16 protein-coding genes are annotated in these 16,285 nt (G+C 58.7%); 5 read left to right on the top strand and 11 right to left on the bottom strand.

The features are described 5' to 3' along the window. Positions 1 to 85: 85 nt before the first annotated feature. Positions 86 to 622, top strand: coding sequence for an antibiotic biosynthesis monooxygenase (locus HNQ72_RS07290; RefSeq protein ID WP_183990911.1), 537 nt, complete (start codon positions 86 to 88; stop codon positions 620 to 622). A gap of 20 nt (positions 623 to 642) precedes the next feature. Here the strand turns inward: HNQ72_RS07290 and glgA are convergent, their stop codons facing one another. The 5 genes from glgA to HNQ72_RS07265 all read right to left on the bottom strand — a co-directional run bounded on the left by glgA (position 643) and on the right by HNQ72_RS07265 (position 4,502). Then, entirely contained in the window at positions 643 to 2,118 is a 1,476-nt protein-coding gene (gene glgA, locus HNQ72_RS07285) for a glycogen synthase GlgA (protein ID WP_183990909.1), read from the bottom strand. Between the two features lie 349 nt (positions 2,119 to 2,467). Next, on the bottom strand, positions 2,468 to 2,839 hold the full coding sequence (locus HNQ72_RS07280) for a DUF2934 domain-containing protein (RefSeq protein WP_183990907.1): 372 nt from the start codon (positions 2,837 to 2,839) through the stop codon (positions 2,468 to 2,470). A 478-nt stretch (positions 2,840 to 3,317) separates the two neighbouring features. After that, the gene (locus HNQ72_RS07275; protein ID WP_183990905.1) at positions 3,318 to 3,818 is read right to left on the bottom strand and encodes a YciE/YciF ferroxidase family protein; all 501 of its coding nucleotides are present in this window, start codon (positions 3,816 to 3,818) and stop codon (positions 3,318 to 3,320) included. A gap of 120 nt (positions 3,819 to 3,938) precedes the next feature. Beyond that, on the bottom strand, positions 3,939 to 4,109 hold the full coding sequence (locus HNQ72_RS07270; protein WP_183991433.1) for a hypothetical protein: 171 nt from the start codon (positions 4,107 to 4,109) through the stop codon (positions 3,939 to 3,941). Positions 4,110 to 4,295: 186 nt separating this feature from the next. Beyond that, positions 4,296 to 4,502, bottom strand: a complete 207-nt coding sequence (locus tag HNQ72_RS07265) for a hypothetical protein (protein WP_183990903.1) — start codon at positions 4,500 to 4,502, stop codon at positions 4,296 to 4,298. Positions 4,503 to 4,667: 165 nt separating this feature from the next. On the opposite strand from HNQ72_RS07265, the gene HNQ72_RS07260 reads away from it, so the two are divergent. Next, a complete protein-coding gene (locus HNQ72_RS07260; protein ID WP_244654317.1) occupies positions 4,668 to 5,174 on the top strand; it encodes a sigma-70 family RNA polymerase sigma factor in 507 nt (168 codons plus the stop codon). A 30-nt stretch (positions 5,175 to 5,204) separates the two neighbouring features. Continuing rightward, positions 5,205 to 5,720 (top strand): superoxide dismutase family protein, encoded by a 516-nt coding sequence (locus HNQ72_RS07255; protein ID WP_183990901.1) that lies wholly within the window; start codon positions 5,205 to 5,207, stop codon positions 5,718 to 5,720. A 2-nt stretch (positions 5,721 to 5,722) separates the two neighbouring features. On the opposite strand, the gene HNQ72_RS07250 is transcribed toward HNQ72_RS07255, so the two are convergent. Continuing rightward, positions 5,723 to 6,448 (bottom strand): glutathione S-transferase, encoded by a 726-nt coding sequence (locus HNQ72_RS07250; RefSeq protein ID WP_183990899.1) that lies wholly within the window; start codon positions 6,446 to 6,448, stop codon positions 5,723 to 5,725. Between the two features lie 255 nt (positions 6,449 to 6,703). Here HNQ72_RS07250 and HNQ72_RS07245 point away from each other — a divergent pair, with 255 nt between their 5' ends. Together HNQ72_RS07245 and HNQ72_RS07240 are read left to right on the top strand one after the other, a co-directional pair. Continuing rightward, positions 6,704 to 9,046: a glucose/quinate/shikimate family membrane-bound PQQ-dependent dehydrogenase gene (locus HNQ72_RS07245; RefSeq protein WP_183990897.1), complete on the top strand. Its 2,343-nt coding sequence runs from the start codon at positions 6,704 to 6,706 to the stop codon at positions 9,044 to 9,046. Between the two features lie 188 nt (positions 9,047 to 9,234). Beyond that, positions 9,235 to 10,575, top strand: coding sequence for an enoyl ACP reductase FabMG family protein (locus tag HNQ72_RS07240; protein ID WP_183990895.1), 1,341 nt, complete (start codon positions 9,235 to 9,237; stop codon positions 10,573 to 10,575). A gap of 98 nt (positions 10,576 to 10,673) precedes the next feature. Here HNQ72_RS07240 and HNQ72_RS07235 read toward each other — a convergent pair whose 3' ends face one another. From HNQ72_RS07235 to HNQ72_RS07215, 5 genes are all read right to left on the bottom strand, one after another. Beyond that, positions 10,674 to 11,495: a MetQ/NlpA family ABC transporter substrate-binding protein gene (locus tag HNQ72_RS07235; RefSeq protein ID WP_183990893.1), complete on the bottom strand. Its 822-nt coding sequence runs from the start codon at positions 11,493 to 11,495 to the stop codon at positions 10,674 to 10,676. A gap of 32 nt (positions 11,496 to 11,527) precedes the next feature. After that, positions 11,528 to 12,406, bottom strand: a complete 879-nt coding sequence (locus tag HNQ72_RS07230) for a sulfurtransferase (RefSeq protein ID WP_183990892.1) — start codon at positions 12,404 to 12,406, stop codon at positions 11,528 to 11,530. Positions 12,407 to 12,566: 160 nt separating this feature from the next. Then, complete coding sequence (locus HNQ72_RS07225) at positions 12,567 to 12,860, bottom strand: BON domain-containing protein (protein ID WP_183990890.1); 294 nt, start codon at positions 12,858 to 12,860, stop codon at positions 12,567 to 12,569. Positions 12,861 to 12,926: 66 nt separating this feature from the next. Next, entirely contained in the window at positions 12,927 to 14,864 is a 1,938-nt protein-coding gene (locus HNQ72_RS07220) for a hybrid sensor histidine kinase/response regulator (protein ID WP_373289390.1), read from the bottom strand. 167 nt (positions 14,865 to 15,031) lie between these two features. Further along, positions 15,032 to 16,168: a helix-turn-helix transcriptional regulator gene (locus tag HNQ72_RS07215; protein WP_183990888.1), complete on the bottom strand. Its 1,137-nt coding sequence runs from the start codon at positions 16,166 to 16,168 to the stop codon at positions 15,032 to 15,034. Between the last annotated feature and the right edge of the window lie 117 nt (positions 16,169 to 16,285).

Genomic DNA, 16,285 nt, shown 5'->3' with positions numbered 1-16,285 from the left:
GAACACCCTACCGCGCCATTTCCTTTTCCGCTCCATGGAGCGGCGCCCCTCCCGGAACTGGCCTTTCATACAAGGATCAGGCCAGATGTCCCAGGTGACACGTATCGTCCATCGGCGCGCCAATGCCGGTTGCGAGACGCAGTATGAAGAGCTGGCGCGGGGTATGCTGGAAGCTTCGTCGAAGGCGAAGGGTTACAGGTTCTCGACATTGATCCCGCCGCGGGTCGAAGGCGAGGAATTCCATATCGTCCAGGTTTTCGCCACACAGGCGGATCTCGATGAATGGCGCCAGTCCGATGTCTCGCATGAATGGCACGAACGGCTGAAACAGGTTTCAGACCATCCGCCGGAATATCGCATCTACAATACCGAGGATCTGTGGTTTTCGGCGACGGGTCTCGCCTTGCCACCGAAGCCGCCGGCGCGCTGGCGCATGGCCTTCGTTATCTGGATGGGGATCTTTCCGACCGCATCCTTCTATGTCTATTTCCTCTTCCCCTGGCTCGTTGACATCCCCTTCCTGTTGAAGATGTTCATCGCCACCGTACTGATCGTGCCGACCATGTATTTCGGCGTCCTGCCGCATCTGTTGCGGTGGATGGGCTGGTTTTTGAAACGGTAAGCTTCCCTGCTCGGCCCGTCTCACCAGAATTTCAGGCGTCGCAGACCGGTGCTCGGCGAGGCCTTCTGGACGAGGCTGCGGTAGACGGCGGCATATTGCTGGCCGCTGCGTTCCCAGGAGAATTTCGTCTTCATGCCCTGGTTTTGCAGCCGCGCCCACATTTTCGGCTGCTCATAGGCATGGAGCGCGCGCCTGAGCGCCAGCCGCAGGCCGTTTGTCGTCACCGGATGGAACTGGAAGCCGGTCGCCACGCGGGCGGACATGGCCGCGTCATTGGCATCGATGATGGTTTCCGAAAGCCCGCCTGTGCGCGAGACGACCGGCACGCAGCCGTAACGCAGGGCATAAAGCTGGGTCAGGCCGCAAGGTTCGAAACGCGAAGGCTGGACGATCGCGTCGGAACCGCCTTGGACGAGATGGGCGGTCGGTTCGTCATAACCGATATGGACCGCCATGCGGCCGGGATAACGTGCTGCCGTTTCCAGCAGTGCCTGTTCGATGTCGTGGTCACCCTCACCAACGATAATGATCCTGCCGCCGTTGTGGATCACCTCGTCCGCCGTCTCGGCCAGCATGTCGATGCCCTTCTGCCACGTCATACGGCTGATCGCGGCAAAGATCGGCCCCCGGTCGTCAGGATCGAGGCCGAAACGGTCTAGAAGCGGCTGCCTGTTGTCACGCTTGCGGCGCAGGGTGGCTATATCGAAGGTCTGAGGCAGGAATTCGTCGGTAGCCGGGTCCCAGACATCAAGATCGATGCCGTTGACGATGCCGCGCAACACTTCCACTCGTTCGTTGAGCACGCCGTTGAGGCCCATACCGAAACGCGGTGTCAGGATTTCGCGGGCATAGGTCGGGCTGACTGTGGTGATTACGTCGGCTGTCTGCAGCCCACCTTTCAGGAAGCTGATATCGCCGAAATATTCCAGCTGGTCGATGGAATAAGCTTCCGGCGGGAGTCCAAGCCAGGGGACCAAGTCCGCTGAATATTGCCCCTGAAAGGCGATGTTGTGAATTGTGATGACGACCGGGGTACTGCAGCCGTTCTGACGCATGTAAACCGAAGTCATTGCCGACTGCCAGTCATGGGTATGGACGAGGTCGGGAACCCAGCCGGGCAATGCGCCTGCGGCGATCTCGGCTGCGGCGAGTGACAGGACGGCAAACCGTTTCCAGTTGTCTGCGTGATCCTTGCCGAATTGGTCGACATAAGGGCCGCCGGGGCGGTCGTAGAGGGCGGGGGCATCCAGCACCAGAAGATCGAGACCTTCGACCGAGCCGTGTCTAAGCGTTGCCTTCTCGCCGAGCAGGTCCTCGAATTCCATCAGCGTGGTCGATTGCCCAAGCTGTTTCATCACCTTTGGATAACCGGGAATGAGCGATGTGGTTTCGATCCCGAGCGGTGCAAGCGCCTTGGGAAGCGAACCGGTTACGTCTGCCAGTCCGCCGGTCTTGATCAGCGGATAGATCTCCGACGTGACCGACAATATCTTCATCTTGGCACTTTCCCCCTGGGCCGCGACAGAATCAAAGCCTACTCGATTCCGCCGCCGGGGATAGAGGGTATTATGTGTGTCGATCGAAACATAAGCACTCATCGGCTCTTGTCCTGCAAGATCGCGTGATCGAGTTGCGATTTGTCAAAACGTGCCGGTTTTCGGGATCGTTGTAAGGTGGCGAGGCTCCGGCGATCACGCGGATTGCATGAATGTTGGAGAATTGCATTCGTGCCGGTTTTCGAGCCCATGTCCTCATCCCATACAAAATATAAAAGAATTGCCCGGCGACAGGGTCGCCGGTCACTGCATCATTCGCGTGATTTAAGATCGGCTCGGAGTTGAGAGCCTATTTTGCGCCAGCTTTTGCGGGCCGCTTTTTGGTCTGTTCCGGCTTTACCGCAGCAGCGGCAGCGGGAACTTTAGGCTTGGCGTCGGCCTTGGCGGCCGTCGCTGGTTTTTCTGTCTTCTTTGCCGCTTTGGGGGCGGCAGACTTGGCAACCTTCGCCGTGCCGGTTTTGGCCGGTTTTGCCGATGCCTTGTTGGTCTTTACCGCTGCGCCATTCTTCGGCGCGTCAGTTTCCCCTGCCGTGGGCTTGAGCGTTGCATATTCCAGCTTTGCCCGCTCCCAATGCTCCATGTCCTTGCCGGCAGGATAACCCTCCTGCTCCCACAATTGATACGCTCTGTGCTTGATCCAGTTTTCCTGAGAAGCCGCCATCATCGTCTCCATTGCCCAAATCGCAAAACTCATGCACTGCAAAAAAGTTCCGAGGAAATGTTAAAAACCGCAATGTCGCGTGAAGACATTGCAATCCATCAGTTGAATTCTTCCCGAAATGCTGGAACCTTTGCGCTGTTGCTCAGTTCCGTTGTCGGGAAGGAGATGATCGTCATGCACAACTACTGCGATATAATGCCTCATGCGACCGGATGGGTCTATGTCATCGATGGCGTTCAATCCGCGTCATTCTATCACAGTTACGAATTAGCTCTTGATGCGGCCCGAACTCACCTCGCAACGCGTGGCAGACGCGATGGCCGTATCTTCAGATGCCAGGCCCTCAATGGTAACATGCTGCCAATCGACATTGCTGCCGTGATGCAGCCCCCGGGTACCGGGATAGGACCGGTTGCTTATCGTTGAACCATGAAAAGCCCGGAGGGATCCGGGCTTTGTTTTTCAAGCATTTGTAGCGTCACGCGGCTTTCTTCGCCGCTGCGTTGACGGCGCCTTCAGCGAGATTGGTCAGCAGCTCGTCAGTGCTGGATTCTTCCTGCAGCGTTTCATCAAGCAGCTTTGCAACATCCTTCATGCCCAGTTGCAGGGCCCACGCACGAAGTGTGCCATATCGGCTGATCTCGTAGTGTTCGACCGCCTGGGCAGCGGCAAGAAGGCCGGCATCGAGAGCGGGCGTGCCCTTGAATTCGTCCAGAATTTCTTCGCCTTCCGACAATATGCCCTCGATCGCGTCGCAGGTCTTGCCCTGGGCGCGTTTGCCGAGGATCTCGAAAATCTGTTTCAGCCGCTCGATCTGACCCTCGGTTTCTTCCCTATGGGTCTGGAAAGCAGCCTTCAGCTTGGGCTCCTGAGCGCCGCGCGCCATTTTCGGCAGCGCCTTCACGATCTGCCGTTCGGCGTAATAAATGTCCTTGAGGGTTTCGTAGAAAAGGTCATCCAGCGTCTTTGACGTCGCCATCTTGGTTCTCCCTATCGATTGTCCGATTGACATTGCGGCGTTCTAACCGCGGGGAGATGGCGTTGGTTCCGCGTCTGTACGGTTGCGGACAAAGAGGGCGGTGATCTGCCTGAAAATTGCTTATCGTACGAGCTTGTCGTTGAGCGCAGTCTGCAGCTGCCGGGCGAGGTCGAGCAGCCGATCGGGAATGTCTTCCTTCTCGATTTCCGTCAAAAGGCTTGAGACCTTGCCATTGACGCGGCGTCCCATTCTTGCCTCGCGCTCATCGACCTGAGCATTTTCCTTCGCCATTCCGACCCCTGAGGTGAGAGGCGCCGCACGCAGACCCGGCAACCGATATCCAGATGTGAAGTTTATATCAGACTTCCATACAGCAAGACCGGTCGTCCCAAAATCCCGAAAATGTCACAGATGAATACAAACGAAAATAATGAGCGGCTTGCGATGCCCGCCGCCCATTCGGAGACATGCCCCGTCTCAATGTTTCGGCGGCTTGGGCGTGCCGGCCGGAATGGCCGTCGTGCTGGTGGCAACCGGATCACTTGCCGGAAACGTATCTTCCAGCCCTTCGTTCAGCTGCTCCTCCAGATCCTGCCTATTTCCTTTCTCGCGTGCGGATTTCTCGACCCGCCTCTCGCTGTCGTCACGCGATGTCGTGTTCGGTGAGCCGTTGTTCATACCCATGACCTCGTCTCCTGTGCTTGACCAGTCCCGATGATAAAAACGGGCGGCGGATAGGCTTTGTTCCGCCACGGCAAAACAGGTCCCGAGTTTTCGGAACCAAAAGGCGAATGCATGCGTTTGCCACCCGTCAATTCAGCCCTGATGAGTAAGGAGAGGTAGGCAACGGTGTCTGACTCACAGTTGAACGGTGACCCTGCTCGTCAAGATATTGTCAGGCTTATACCGGCTCTTCGCGCATTTGCCCGCACCTTCTGCCGCAATCCGTCGGATGCGGATGATCTGGTGCAGGAGACCCTGATGAAGGCGCTCGCCAATCTCGACAAGTTCGAGCGTGGCACCAGGCTCAAGTCGTGGCTTTTCACAATCATGCGCAACACCTTCTACACACGATCCAAAATTCTCGGGCGCGAGGCGCCGGGTGTCGAGGAGAATGTGTCGGGCGACACGCCGATCGCAGCCTCGCAGGAAATGGCCGCGAGGGCGCGTGAAGTGCAGCGTGCGTTGCAGAAACTTCCGCCGCATTACCGCGAAGTGCTGACGCTGGTGGCTATCCTGGGAGAAAGCTACGAGGCGACGGCGGTAATCTGCGACTGTGCGGTCGGTACCGTCAAGAGCCGGCTCAATCGCGCTCGCCACCAGATCCTGCAGGAACTGGGGGAAGAGGCGGGCTGACAGCCTGCCGGATAAAACCAGGAGGAAACCATGAAATACCTGCTGACTGCAGCGTTCGCTGCTGCCGCCATCACCCTGCCGAGCATGGCGATGAGCCAGGATGCTTCGAAGGCAACGGCCAGATTTATCGGCGCAGATGGCAAGGAGATCGGCAAAGCCGACCTTACCGGTACGAAAGCCGGTGTCATGATCGCTGCCGAAATCAGCGGATTGCCGGCCGGTCAGTGGGTTGCCTTTCACGTGCATCAGACAGGGACCTGTGATCATACGACCGGCCATGAATCGGCAGGCGGTCATTTCAATCCGACAAATGCGGAACACGGCTACCTCGCTGCTAAGGGTCAGCATGCCGGTGACATGCCGAACCAGTATGTGCCGGCCGACGGCACGCTCAGGGCGCATGTGTTCAACACGGCCGTTACGCTGGAAGATGGTGACAGTGCCATCAAGGGCAGGGCATTAATGATCCATGCCGGACCCGACGATTATTCCGGCCAACCTTCCGGTAATGCCGGCAAGCGTCTTGCCTGTGCGGTCATCGAATAGGATCAGCTCGTCAGGTCGAGTTCGGGATAATTACGGAAAATTCCGGACTCGCTGAAGGGAAGGCGACGTTCGGATTTCAGATAGGCCGCAATGGCCGGACGTTCAGCGACCCTGTCGCGAAGAGCAGATAGGTTCGGATAGTCGTTCTCTACTGCCCTCATCGCCTTTGGAAATGCGTAGTGCAGGCCTTCCATAACCTGAAACAGTGACAGGTCGACATAGGTGAGGCCGTTTCCGACGATGAAGCCTTTGCCTGCCGGATTGGCGGAAAGCAGCCGTTCGAAATAGCTGAGGAATTTCGGCATGCGATCCCGGATGAAGGCGGTGGAGCGCGCCTTGGCTTCCGCTTTCTGATCCTCGTAATAGTCGCCGGTGCTGATCGGATGGTGCGTATCATGCACCTCGGCGATGAAATCCGTGATCGTCAGTTGCAGCCCGTTGATGATCAGGCGGCTCTTCTCGTCGTCACCAACGAGCCCGAGCTTCGGGCCGAGATATGAGAGGATGTTGGCGACATGCGAGACGACCAGTTCGCCCTCCTTGAGGAAGGGCGGTGCGAAAGGCGTCTGGTCGTGGCCGTGACTTCCTTTGAGAAACTCCATCATCGCCTGCGTGCCGGTCGAGCTGCGACACTTGTCGATATATTTGGCGCCGGCCTCCTCCAGGGCCAGACGGACAAATTCTCCACGTCCCTGAATGCCGTCCCAATAGTAAAGTTCATAGGGCATGCTGTGTGAAAACTCCCTCACTTCAAGAAAAGACATAGGGGTGCCACGAGGTTTTCAAGGCGGCAGCTCCGATCTGCTCGCGATGATTGGTACAATCCTCTCGCATTGAGTGTTCCAACCTCTGTCCTTTCCAACTGTTCCTCCTAATTTACCTTTTGCGCGGGACCGGTTCGGATATTCACCGGAGGGTCAGGTCCAGGGCGCGGGCGGACAGAAGGCCTTCTGCCGCTTTATCGAGACATGACGAGGGTGCTCATGGCTATTCGGATCACGGCAATCATCATCGCGCTGATGGGGATCGCGCTTGCAGGCGGCGGGGCCTACCTGCTTTCGCTCGGCGGAAGCGCCTATTATCTTCTCTGCGGACTTGGTTTTCTCATCGTCGCGGCGCTTCTTTTCGCCCGCAAGCTTCTGGCGCTGCATGTCTATGCGGTGATCGTCGTCGCCTCGCTCATCTGGGCAATATGGGAAGTCGGCTTCGACTGGTGGCAGCTCGGCCCGCGCGGCGGCGTGATCATTTTGCTTGGCATGTGGCTGTTGACGCCGTGGATCCGCCGTCCGCTCGGGTTCGTCAGTCCGACGGGCGCGCGTTACGGTGCAACTTCCCGGCCGCTCGCTGTTGCGGTGGCGCTCGCGGTTTTGATCGCCGTCGTCTCGATGTTCTTCGATCCGCTCGACCAGAGCGGCGATCTTCCGGAGGAAAAGGTCGCCGCCGCGCCGACGCTCGGCGGCAATGTGCCGGATGGCGAATGGCACCAGTATGGCCGCACGCCCTATGGTCAGCGTTATTCGCCGCTCGATCAGATCAATGTCGACAATGTCGGCTCACTGCAGGAGGTCTGGCGTTACCAGACGGGCGATGTGAAGCGGCCGGACGATATCGGCGAGACGACGTATCAGGTGACGCCGCTGAAAGTCGGCAACACCCTTTATCTCTGCACGCCGCACAATCTGGCGATCGCGCTCGATGCCGCGACCGGCAAGCAGATCTGGAGATATGACGCCAATTCCGGGATGAACCCGAACCGGCAGCATCAGACCTGCCGCGGTGTCAGCTATTACAGGGATCAGGCGGCCGCCGCCGGAGCATCCTGCGCCGAGCGCGTCTACCTGCCGACTGCGGATGCAAGGCTGATCGCGCTCGATGCGAAGAACGGCGAGGTCTGCACCTCCTTTGCGGAGGGTGGCACGCTGCATCTCGAAAAGGGCATGAAATACAATCCGGCCGGTTATTATTATTCGACATCGCCGCCGGCGATCGTCGGCAACAAGATCATCATCGGCGGGGCGGTCAACGACAATTATTCGACCGAGGAACAATCCGGCGTTATCCGCGCCTTCGACGTCAATTCCGGGCAGCTGATCTGGAACTGGGATTCGGGCAATCCGGGCCAGACCCAGCCGCTGCCGGAAGGCCAGACCTATACGACCAATTCGCCCAACAGCTGGTCGGTCTTCTCCGTCGATGAAGAACTCGGCCTCGTCTATATACCGCTCGGCAACCAGGTGCCGGACCAGCTCGGGATGGGTCGGTCGGAAAATGTCGAGAAATATTCGTCGTCAATCGTGGCGCTCGACATCAATACTGGTGCGGACAAGTGGGTGCGGCAGACCGTGAATCACGATCTGTGGGATATGGACGTGCCGGCGCAGCCGGTGCTTATCAACATCACCAAGCCGGACAATACGGTGGTGCCGGCATTGGTCGGGCCGACCAAGCAGGGCGATATATATGTGCTCGACCGGCGCAGCGGCGAGCCGATCATTCCCGTCACCGAACAGCCGGCACCGGGCGGCACGATCCCTGAAGATCATTCCTCGCCGACACAGCCGATCTCGGCGCTCAACTTCCGGCCGCGCACGCTGGAAGGCCGGGACATGTGGGGCGTTACCATGTTCGATCAGATGGTATGCCGGATTTGGCTGAAACAGATGAATTACGAGGGCCAGTACACGCCGCCGTCACTGAACGGCACGATCGTCTATCCGGGCAATTTCGGCACGTTCAACTGGGGTTCGGTCGCGGTCGATCCCGAGCGGATGGTGATGTTCGGCATGCCGACCTATCTCGCATTCACCTCGAAGTTGGTGCCGCGTGCCGACATTCCGCCGAAGGGGCAGGACGAGAAAGGCTCCGAGCAGGGGCTGAACCGCAATGACGGCGCGCCCTATGGTGTGTTCATGGGGCCGTTCCTCGGACCGCTGAAGATTCCCTGTCAGGCACCGCCATGGGGGTATGTCTCGGGCGCCGATCTGAGGACCGGCAAGATCGCCTACAAGCACCGCAATGGTACCGTGATGGACATGACGCCGTTGCCGCTGCCGTTCAAGGTGGGCGTGCCTGGTATCGGCGGGCCGATGATCACCAAGGGCGGCGTCGCCTTCCTCGGTGCCGCTGTGGATGATTACCTGAGGGCCTATAACCTGACCGATGGCCGCCAGCTGTGGGAAGCCCGGTTGCCGGCGGGAGGACAGGCGACGCCGATGAGCTATGCGGTGGAAGACGGTCGCCAGTTCGTCGTCATCGTTGCCGGCGGGCATGGGTCGGTCGGCACCAAGCCGGGCGATTATGTGATCGCCTACGCACTGCCGAGATAAGCGGAAACGGCTGCTGCGAATTCGCAGCAGCCGTCGCCTTGCGCGATCAATTTATTCAAGCCTGTTCACGCTTTGAAATGTACAGTCACTTAATATGACTTCCTATTCCGTGCCATTCCGGTCATGAGACTGTCGACACCCTGTCCGAGTGACGACTCGACGACCAAATTGACTAAAGAGCTGACAGCATGAAAAACCCAGTCGCAGTAAACCGCCTCGCCGAAAACACCGTCTTCCGTAAAGGCGACGTTTTCGTTCTCTTCGGCGAATTGTTCGGTCGCGGATATGCAACCGGCCTTCTCGATGAAGCAAAGCGGGCCGGCATGAAGATCGTCGGCGTGACGGTCGGACGGCGCGACGAGAACAACGCGCTTCGCCCGCTCAATGCCGAAGAGCTTGCGGAAGCCGAAGCGCGTCTGGGCGGCAAGATCATCAACATCCCGGTCATGGCCGGCTTCGACCTCGATGCGCCGGAAGGTGGCCCGACGCCGACCGAACTCTTGACCAAGCTGACGCTGGAAAACTGGCAGACCGAGAAGCTCGACTGGGATTATATCCAGAAGTGCCGGGAAGCAGGCACCGCGCGGTTCAAGAATGCCGTTGCCGAAGTCATGGCCGTTCTCGACGGCATGATCGGCGAAGGCCGCAACGTCTTCTTCGCCCACACGATGGCCGGCGGTATTCCCAAGGCCAAGGTTTTCCTCGTCATCGCCAACCGCATCTACAAGGGTACGGCTGCTCGTCACATGTCCTCGCAGGCGCTGATCGAAAGCGATCTGGGCAAGCTCATACTGCAGAATTTCGACGAAGTTTCCGCCATCACCTTCCAGCATCTGATCGATGCAAGTGCTGCAATCCGTGCGCGCGTCGAAGCTGCCGGCAATCAGGTTCGTTACACGGCCTACGGTTACCATGGCACTGCAGTGCTGATCGACGGCGATTACCGCTGGCAGACCTACACGAACTACACCCAGGGCTATGCCAAGATGCGTCTCGAAGGCATCGCGGAAAAAGCCTGGGGCGCAGGCATCAAGGCAAGCGTCTACAATTGTCCTGAAATCCGCACCAATTCTTCCGACGTCTTTACCGGTATCGAGCTTCCGCTGATCCCGTTGCTTCTGGCGCTGAAGAAGGAAAATGGTGGCGCCTGGGCTGAGAGCCAGTGGCAGGCCTGCGAGAAGCTTCTGAAGGACGAGTTCTCGATGAAGGACGTCCTGCAGAAGATCACCGACATGCAGGGCAGCGCCGTGATGCGTCCGTTCTATGATTTCTCGGCATGGCCTATGGCCAACAGCCAGGAACAGGCTGACCTCACCATCTCGACGTCGAACGAGATTTCCCAGATGCACCGCGATGGCAAGGCTCTGATCAGCGATCTCCTGAGCGTCTTCGTTGTGGAAGCCACCGGCAAGCTCATCTTCGCCGAATCCTCCGAGCCGACCGGCCCGGTCCAGTGGCTCAACCACGACATCGTCGCCCGCCGCCTGAATGCGTCGCATGCCGAGGCTGCTGCGGAAGCTGCTGCCTGAGGCATTTTCTGTCCTGCCTGAAAGCGGGGCTGTTGGATTTCGATATTGCATCAAAGGGTGCGGCGGTTTTCGTCGCACCCTTTTTTGTTGGGCTTGGATCAGTCCCAGGCAGGGACGGTCAGATCGCCAAAATGCTTCTTGAGGATGGCGCGGACCTCAGGCGAATTCTGGTATGTCCTGACGAATTCCCGAACGCTTTTGTTGGCCTCATCTTCCCTTCGAACGAAGAAACGCAGGGCGTAGCGGGTTTGCACGCCGTCGAAGACGAGAGCCGAATTCGGATCAACGCCGAACAACCCCATGCCGGACGGATATCCTTGGCCGAGATCGACATCATCGAGCGCACGTGGGATCTGCTGGTTCGGCAGTTCGATGATGTCCAGCTTCTTCGGGTTCTCGACGATATCGGCCGGAATGGCGGCAGATGTCAGACCGTCCCTGAGCTTGATCAGGCCGATGGACTGCAGCAGTTCCAGCGCCCGGCCGCCGTTGACCGGATCGTCGGAGATCGCCACTTTCGCGCCCTCCGGCAGCTCCTCGATCGACTTGTATTTCTTGGAGTATAGGCCAAGCTTGGTCAGCGTGCCGACACCGACCGAGACGAAATCGTAACCGGCCTTCTTGGCGTTCTGGTCGAGAAACGGCTGGTGCTGGAAGTAGTTGACGTCGATCTCCTTCGATTTCAGCGCCTCGTTGGGAACGACCCAGTCGGTGAACTCGACGACCTCAACCTTCAAGCCTTTTTCGGCGGCCTCTTTGGCTGCCTGATTGACGGCATCGGCGGAAAGGCCGGCATTGATGCCAATCCTGATCGGGGCGAAGTCTTCAGCGCGGGCAGATGTGGGTGGAGAAATACCGGCGAGCAAGGTCAGCCCGAGCACGGACAGGATCGCGCTACGGCGTCCGAAAGCAAGTTTCATGATCAAATTCTTTCCTGGTTTTGAAATGTCGTTCAGCCGGTAACAAGCGGGCGATCAGGGTCCGAGGACCAGTCCAGCAGTGAGCCGTCGTAGACAACGGAGCGTGCGTCTGCGCCGCTCAGCGTGCGGGCAAAAACGACGTTGCTGGCGGCGACGCCCGCGCCGCAATAGGCGATCAGTTGCGCGTCAGGTCTCACACCCGCATCGGCAAAAATCTTCTCGATCTGCTGTTGGGAGAGATAGAGGCCGGTTTCGGGATCAACGAGAGAGGATGTCGGAACATTGACGCTGCCGGGAATGCGCCCCGGTCTGCCATAGGCGATCGGTGCCTCGCCGCGGAAGGAATCGGGCCCGAGGGCGTTGACCAGGGCATCGCCTTCCGCGCGGGCGACCACCTCGTCGCTTGCGACGAAGAAACCGGGTCGATAGGTCCAGCCGAATGGCTTTGAAGCCGCGGAACGGGGCTTTGCCGCCCCGGTTTCAACCGGCAGGCCGGCATTGGTCCATGCCTTCCAGCCACCATTCAGCACGGCAGCGTTTTCGAAACCGAAGGCACGAAGCATCAGCCAGACCCTGGCCGCCCAGCCGGGCTGTCCGGTGGAGTAAAGGATGACGCGGCTTTCTGCTCCAACCCCGAGCCTGTTCAGGGCATTGCCGAATTGTTCGGCCGAGGGGAGGGTGAAAAGCAGGTGGTCGGAGGGCGTGGAAAGGTCGCGCTGCAGATTGACGAATTGTGCGCCGGGGATATGGCCCGCTTCAAACGCCTCGCGGCCATCGGCGACCGCAAAGCCGCCACCTCCATCCGTCGGGATGACTGTTGAGGTGCAATCAAGGATGACAACGTTCGGATCATCCAGTTGCGTGCTGATTTCCTCGACCGAAGCGAGGTTTCTTGAATTTTGATAAGTCATGACAATTCTTAGGTTTTTGCTGAAATCGTCATGAGTCTTACACAGCCGTTACGCGGCTGGCGGCAATGCGTGTTCCAAAAATCCGGGCGATCTTAGAAAAAGCGTTACAGTCCCTCTCGATCAGATCGATGCGGAGTGTCGAGAGGGCCTGTTGGCGATATCAGATACCGCGCTGAACCTGATCGAGGCCGGTCACTGCGATGTCATTCCTGACCTCGGTGACACCCTCGATACTACGAGCGATTTCGTCCGCGCGGACAAGCTCTTCCTGTCTGAGAACGGAGCCTGAAAGCGTGATGGTCGTGCCGCTTGCCGTTACTGTGACATCGCTTGCATCGATGCCGCCGGACGAGGCAAGTGCGTCGGAAACGGTTGCTTCCAGTGTTGCCCGGCCGGGAAATTCGACTTCGATTTCCGGCGCTGCCTCGTAGAATTGCTGGTGCTTGAAGACCATGTGGATGCCTCCCGTGTTGGAACGGGGGACAACGCATGGCGTGGAGAATGGTTCAGCGCCTGCCTATCAGGCACCGGTTCCGGTCACGGTGCCGATCATCTCGCTCAACTGCTGTTGCGAGAAAGGTTTTGGCAGTCGGGGCAGGTGGCTGCCGCTGCCGTCCGGCAGTTCTGCATAACCGGTGGCGAGCACGACCGGCAGGCCCGGCCATTCGGTGGCGATCTCTGCGGCGAGTTGTGCACCCGTCATTTTCGGCATGGAATGGTCGGTGATGACGAGATCGATGCGATTGTCTTCCTGCCTCAATGCCGACAGCGCCTCAGGGCCGCTATAGGCCTCGATCACCTGGTGGCCGAGATCTTCCAACATCAGGGTCGTGTTCATCAGTACGAGTGCATCGTCGTCGACGGCGAGCACGATAAGCGGGCGATCGCCGAGCTTTTCGCCGCTGCCCGAGGCTTGTGCTTTTTCCTTGGGGCAATCCTCTTCATCGATCGTCGGCAGGAAGAGCGAGATCGTGGTGCCTTCATGCCTGACGCTTTCGATCGAGAGCATGCCGCCCGATTGTTCCGTCAGTCCCTGTACCATCGACAATCCCAATCCTGTTCCCTTGCCGACGCCCTTTGTAGTGAAGAAGGGCGTCGTTGCGCGCGCGACCGTATCGGGATCCATGCCTTCGCCGGTATCACTGACGCATATACGCAGATAGTCGCCGCTATGGAGTTTTCCACCCTCTTCGCCAATTTGGTGACGTTCGGCGCTGATCCTCACTGTCCCGCTTTCGCTCATCGCATCGCGGGCATTGACCACGAGATTGAGCAGGGCGGTTTCGAGCTGCACGCCATCAGTCAGGACATGTGGCAGGTTCGGAGGGAAGCGGGTTTCGATACGCATCGATGAGCGCAGCGAGCGTTCGAGAAAGTCCATCATGCCGGCGACCAGGGACGGGACGTCGACGGGCCGCATGTTCAATTCCTGCCTGCGGGAAAAGGCAAGCATGCGTTGTGTCAGCGCCGCACCGCGCTCGGCACCCTGAATAGCATTGTCGATCAGCGGGCGAAGGGCCGGATCATCGGGCAGGCGCTTGCGCAGGATTTCGAGACTGCCCATGATCGCCATTAGCAGGTTGTTGAAATCGTGGGCGATGCCGCCGGTAAGCTGACCGATCGCCTCCATCTTCTGAGCCTGAAAGAGTTCCTCGCGGGTCTTGGTCAGCGCCTTTTGCGCCTCGACCTTTTCCGTCACGTCGCGGGTGATCTTGGCAAAGCCGATCAGATTTCCGCTTTCGTCACGGATGGCATCGATGACGACATGGGCCCAGAAAGTAGTGCCGTCATTGCGTTGGCGCAGCCCCTCCCGCTCCACTCTGCCGACACGGCGGGCGATATCGAGATTACGCTCGGGCTCACCCTTCCTCTGGTCCTCGTCGGTATAGAAGTGGGAAAAATGCCTGCCGATCGCCTCTTCAGCGCTATATCCCTTGATGCGCGCGGCGCCGGCATTCCAGTTGGTGACGAAGCCATCCGGATCGAGCATGTAAAGTGCATAATCGCTGACGCCGTTCACCAGCAGCTGGAATTTTTCGTCGCTGAGCCGCAGCTCCGCTTCCGCTTTCTTTCGCTCCGTCAGGTCACGCGTTACCTTGGCGAAACCGAGGAGGTGGCCGTTGCGGTCCCAGATCGGATCGATAATGGCATGCGCCCAGAAACGGGTGCCGTCCTTGCGGATGCGCCAGCCTTCGCTTTCGAAATGACCGTGGGCTATCGCGGCGTCGATCGCCTGCTCCGGCAGCCGGGCAAGGCGATCTTCGTTGGTGTAGAAGCGGGAAAAATGGTGGCCGAGGATTTCCGCAGCATCGTAACCCTTGAAACGCTGCGCACCGGCATTCCAGCTTACGACATGGCCCGATGGATCGAGCATGTAGATGGCATAGTCCGAGATTGCATCCACCAGCAGCCGATAGCGCTCCTGGTCGAGCAGTGAAACGTCCTGACTTTCCATCATTGCATGCATGTTCCCCCCGAAGCCGCACTCTATTCGCGGCTGGGCGCTACGTAACGCACAAACCGAAATTACGTTCCCGCATTATCTCAATTTACGCTGTATTTTGGTGATACCACTTTATCCGGGAGCCTGCCAGAAAAACGGCCATTAACTTGAACAACTCATTACTAAACGTTTCTTTGTACTGGCGGCGTCAATTCCCGTATCAGTTGCTGAAGGCTGCGCTGATCTGAAGCGCCCGTCTTATCGTAGACTGCGCCCAGTTGGGATTTGACCGTCCCATCGGAGACGCCCTGCGCTTCGGCAATCTGGTTGCGTGTCAGGCCTTCGGCAACATAACCGACCACGCGCCGCTCGGCCGGCGTCAGTGCAAATAACGCCGCGACGGCTTCCAGCGCGGTCTGTGTCACGGTTCCTGCCGCGGCTACGAAAATTGCGGCGGCTGCATTGCGCTCGTACCCGCCACTTTCCCGGCGGCGCTGGAGAGGCAGGACATGCGCAACTGCCGGCCGTTCGCTTGAGCCAAGCGGAACGTCGATGCCGGCGGCGCCGAGCTTGATCTCATTGCGCGCACCAAGCAAGACAGCGGTCGATAACGCGTTGCAGGCATACTCGTTCAGGCAGGTCAGCTTGCCGGCATGGGCGCGCAGGACATGTTGTTCGCGCAATCTTGCTTCAGCAGTCTCGTTTGCAAAGAGGATCGACATGTCGTCGGCGACGATGAAGACCGCATGGTCGAGTGCGTTAATCACCTGGCGAAGAACCGCGCTACGGTCCCGCTCGATCTCCAGCATGTCGTGGATGGTTACCGCTCGCCTTATATGCGGGCCGAGCAGGCCAAGGAGATTGAATATTTCCGGGTCTTTCGGCTGGTATTTGACCGAAATATTGATCGTGCCGACACGTTGCGGTCGTTTCAGGATCGCCATGTCGATCGAGTTCAGAACGCCATAACGAGAGTGGAAATTGCGATAGAGATCGCCGCGCTGCCAGACGTCTTCGCCGTCCGGGCCATAAAGCGCGAACATTCGCTCCAGCGTATCCGGCTCGTCAAGTTCCATCTGGTGCAGGAGGTGGAAGAAGGGCACATCCTTCGCATATCGGACCAGGGTGCGTATGGCTTCTTCGTCGTCGCATGCAATCTGGGCGAGGCTGGCAGATCTTGTCCTTGTATCGAAGACGGCGATCGTAGTCAGGAATCCGTCGATCCTTTCGTTGATCAGCCGCATGGCATTGGGCCACGACGCCTCGCTGGCGACGCAGTCGTAAATCGCGCCGATGATTTCAGACAGCTTGTGGTCCATGCGATGATCCTGCGCCTGCCGCACCATGGCGGTCAATCTTGACAATCTGCAATTGTGATAATGTTTCGGAAAATATTGTTCATCCCCCGCGTGGGAGATGCGCGGCGCGCCGTCTTC

It is taken from the genome of Aliirhizobium wenxiniae (genome assembly GCF_014201355.1).
GTDB lineage: Bacteria > Pseudomonadota > Alphaproteobacteria > Rhizobiales > Rhizobiaceae > Neorhizobium > Neorhizobium wenxiniae.
The sequence above is the reverse complement of the archived record's forward strand: the minus strand, read 5'-3'. Positions and strand labels throughout refer to the sequence as shown.